This is a genomic window from Pseudomonas sp. S37, from assembly GCF_016658545.1.
Lineage (GTDB): Bacteria > Pseudomonadota > Gammaproteobacteria > Pseudomonadales > Pseudomonadaceae > Aquipseudomonas.
Genome location: NZ_JACVZC010000214.1, coordinates 1 through 2997, shown reverse-complemented (window position 1 = coordinate 2997; position 2997 = coordinate 1). Strand labels below are relative to the sequence as shown.

The 2997-nt window shown below is 51.6% G+C and carries 2 protein-coding genes and 1 tRNA gene; 1 reads left to right on the top strand and 2 read right to left on the bottom strand.

Annotated elements, in window-relative coordinates; translation table 11 throughout:
* Window positions 1-157: 157 nt before the first annotated feature.
* A complete protein-coding gene (locus IAE39_RS29265; protein WP_003251184.1) occupies window positions 158-829 on the bottom strand; it encodes a Bax inhibitor-1/YccA family protein in 672 nt (223 codons plus the stop codon).
* A gap of 134 nt (window positions 830-963) precedes the next feature.
* On the opposite strand from IAE39_RS29265, the gene IAE39_RS29260 reads away from it, so the two are divergent.
* A tRNA-Ser gene (locus IAE39_RS29260) sits at window positions 964-1051 on the top strand.
* A 379-nt stretch (window positions 1052-1430) separates the two neighbouring features.
* Here the strand turns inward: IAE39_RS29260 and IAE39_RS29255 are convergent.
* The gene (locus IAE39_RS29255; RefSeq protein ID WP_201207935.1) at window positions 1431-2162 is read right to left on the bottom strand and encodes a hypothetical protein; all 732 of its coding nucleotides are present in this window, start codon (window positions 2160-2162) and stop codon (window positions 1431-1433) included.
* Window positions 2163-2997: the final 835 nt, after the last annotated feature.

The following is a 2997-nucleotide window of genomic DNA, read 5'->3' as shown; positions in this document are numbered from 1 at the left end:
AACAAATGTAGGAGCGGATTTATCCGCGATGCGCCGCGCGGGCGGCGCTCGGTCTCACAGGCGCTGCCCCCCTCAAGGCGAACACCCCGCAACCCCAGCACATTCCCAACGCCCACAAAAAAGCCCGCCGAAGCGGGCTTTCTCACACACCAGTCAATCAGTCATCACGACCCATGATGCCAAACAGCTGCAGCAGGCTGACAAACAGGTTGTAGATCGACACATACAAGCTGATGGTCGCCATGATGTAGTTACGCTCACCACCATGAATGATCGCGCTGGTCTGGAACAGGATGCACACCGACGAGAACAGCACGAAGCCAGCGCTGATCGCCAGTTGCAGGCCGCTGATCTGGAAGAAGAAGCTGGCCACGACCGCACCCAGCAGAACAAAGAAGCCAGCAGTGATGAAGCCACTGAGGAAGCTCATGTCCTTGCGGGTAATCAGCACGTAAGCCGACAGGCCACCAAACACCAGCGCCGTCATGGCAAACGCCGAGCTGACCACTTCAGCGCCACCGGCCATGCCCAGGTAGCGGTTGAGGATCGGGCCGAGGATGAAGCCCATGAAGCCGGTGAGGGCAAAGGTAGACACCAGGCCCCAGGCCGAATCACGCAGTTTGTTGGTAAGGAAGAACAGCCCGTAGAAGCCGATCAGCACCACGAACACGTTCGGGTAGCCGACGCGCATCTGCTGGGCAACGAAGGCCATGACACCGCTGAAGGCGAGGGTGAGCGCCAGCAGGCTGTACGTGTTGCGCAGGACCTTGCTGATCTCCTGCTGCTCGACCTGCTGGCCGTGGTGTACGGCGTAATCCTGTTCGCGCATGGCGACACTCCTTGGGTAAACCTGTGGTTTCGAACGTTCAGATGCTAGGAGTCTATCAGAGCTCCTGCAACCCGCGACACAGAGAGTTTGACAGCGTGTTTCATTACGGTATGATGGCGGCCGCAAAACAAGCTGGAAGCGTGGCCGAGTGGTTTAAGGCAACGGTCTTGAAAACCGTCGATGGGCAACTATCCTAGAGTTCGAATCTCTACGCTTCCGCCATACAAACGCCTGATTTCTTTGATGTTTTTCTTGGAGTTCCTCTCAAAAAGGAACGTTTCGGGAACATTTTGGGAGTCGAAGGCAAAAAAAGGGGCCTTTATGGCCCCTTTTTTTCGTTCTCTCAGCAGCACCAGATTCAGAAAATCCCTCACTCCGTGGCATGCTGGCTAATCCATCAGTCGTGCCATGCCTCTACCGAGACTGGTTCGTGTACAACTCGAGATGGTCAGTGCCTATACAGAGGTGCTTCAGCGCCGCCCCAGTGCAACGTCTCTGTTGATAACCTTTTCATTAACAACACGGCGAACAACCGGTTCGCTAGGTTTCCTGGGTGGGGTTGGTTTAGGCCCAGTAGGCTTTGATGGGTTATCTTCGTTTTTCATTTTGGATTCCTATTCGAGCCACCTTTACTATCATCGTACGCCATGTGATGCGGTGGTGCACTTGGTTTCATTGGCGGCTGAGGATTAGGTGGCTGTTCGGTGCTTTTGCGTTCTTTTGATTCGCTCAACTGCGTTTCTTTCAATTCGGAAACAATGCTTTCCAAAATTATAGTTCTTTTCTCCAGGTTCGCTATGTCATCATGTTTTGTAGATATTGCGAGTTGCTCTCTCAAAGCGGTAATCTGGTCGCCGACATAGGTGTCTTTTATTGCCAGGTTCTTTCTGGGTGAGGAGGTGTCCATGTCAAACACCACAAATAGGAGGCTGGCATTAGCCAGTGGGATGCATGCTACCAGCAAGGCAGAAAACGCTTTGAAGGCCAATCGTGAACGATCTTCGTTTCGCAGGGCGTTATGTGTTGCGCAGTCGATGTAGGTTTTGGTGATAAAGATATGGGTTTCTTGTTCAGGGTCAATGAGTGGTATTTTCTCTGTCGGGTTGGCAGAGGCATTGTACTCCTTTACCTGGCTGTTATATTCTATCTGTTGCTCGTGGTATTTTCTTAACTCGCGGGCGTAGGGCGGTCTGTTATATTCGGATCCGGTGAAAGCCCTGCAGTTGTAGTATATTGAAGTGGCAGTGATTATGGCTGCCAGGCAGATGAGAGAAGCGATGATGTAGGCAATAGAGGGTCTTGTGGAAAAATCCAGAAAGCGGGCAAGGTACACTGCTGTTGAGCAAACTATGAAAATGGCGGTAAATATCAGCTGTGTTTTTATGCCTATGCTAGCTACTTTTTATGCTTTCTTCGTAGTTGTACATTTTTTCGTATATGGATTTTTGGTCTGCATCGCTCAAAGTCAAATGTCCTTATTAAGTGGTGTGGCGGGGGTGTTGTGCAATAGGTTTTATGTACGGGCCATGCAGCATGGAAAGTTAGTCGGCAAAGAATAAGGTGGCACTGTTCTCATGCTGAGCAAGGCTGTTCGAATAGCGCATCGATGCCAACTCGGAATCATCTGTAAGCGCCTAGGTCAACGTATTCTGGTAATGCGCAGCCCCATCGTCGTCGGTTTCTCTTTCGTTAATCCGACAATTGTCCGTTCCCTCACATATCTCGGCAACTCCAATGACTGCTCTCGGATACTTCTGTAGCAGTACGTGGGTTGAAGAACCGGCGGTATTGAGAAACTCGGGCGCACGCAAGCGTGCACGCACGTACAGCCACCATATAGGTGTGCCATGACTCAAAACCATCGCGGCCTGTCAAAGCCGTGTCACTGATATGCAGCGACAGGCCCAGACTAGAGGCCCAATTGGGCACCCGCAACGGAAAATAGGCGGCAACAGTATCTTTGGGAAATGCCCTACAAGAAAGCGTTAAATTCTGATTTTTCGAGGCAAATAGACATCATTTTTGAGTGACGGTTTGCTGGGGGGCGCAGGGTGAGGCGGAGTAGAGATTGGGGAAGTGGTTGTTGGTTTGGGCCATGGGGCTGCTTTGCAGCCCTTTCGCGACGCAAGGCCGCTCTCATCAAACAAAACGCAACCCATTGATTTATA

Excerpts from the sequence above, each read along its gene's own strand:
- IAE39_RS29265 (WP_003251184.1), bottom strand. The coding sequence starts at position 829 with ATGCGCGAACAGGATTACGCCGTACACCACGGCCAGCAGGTCGAGCAG.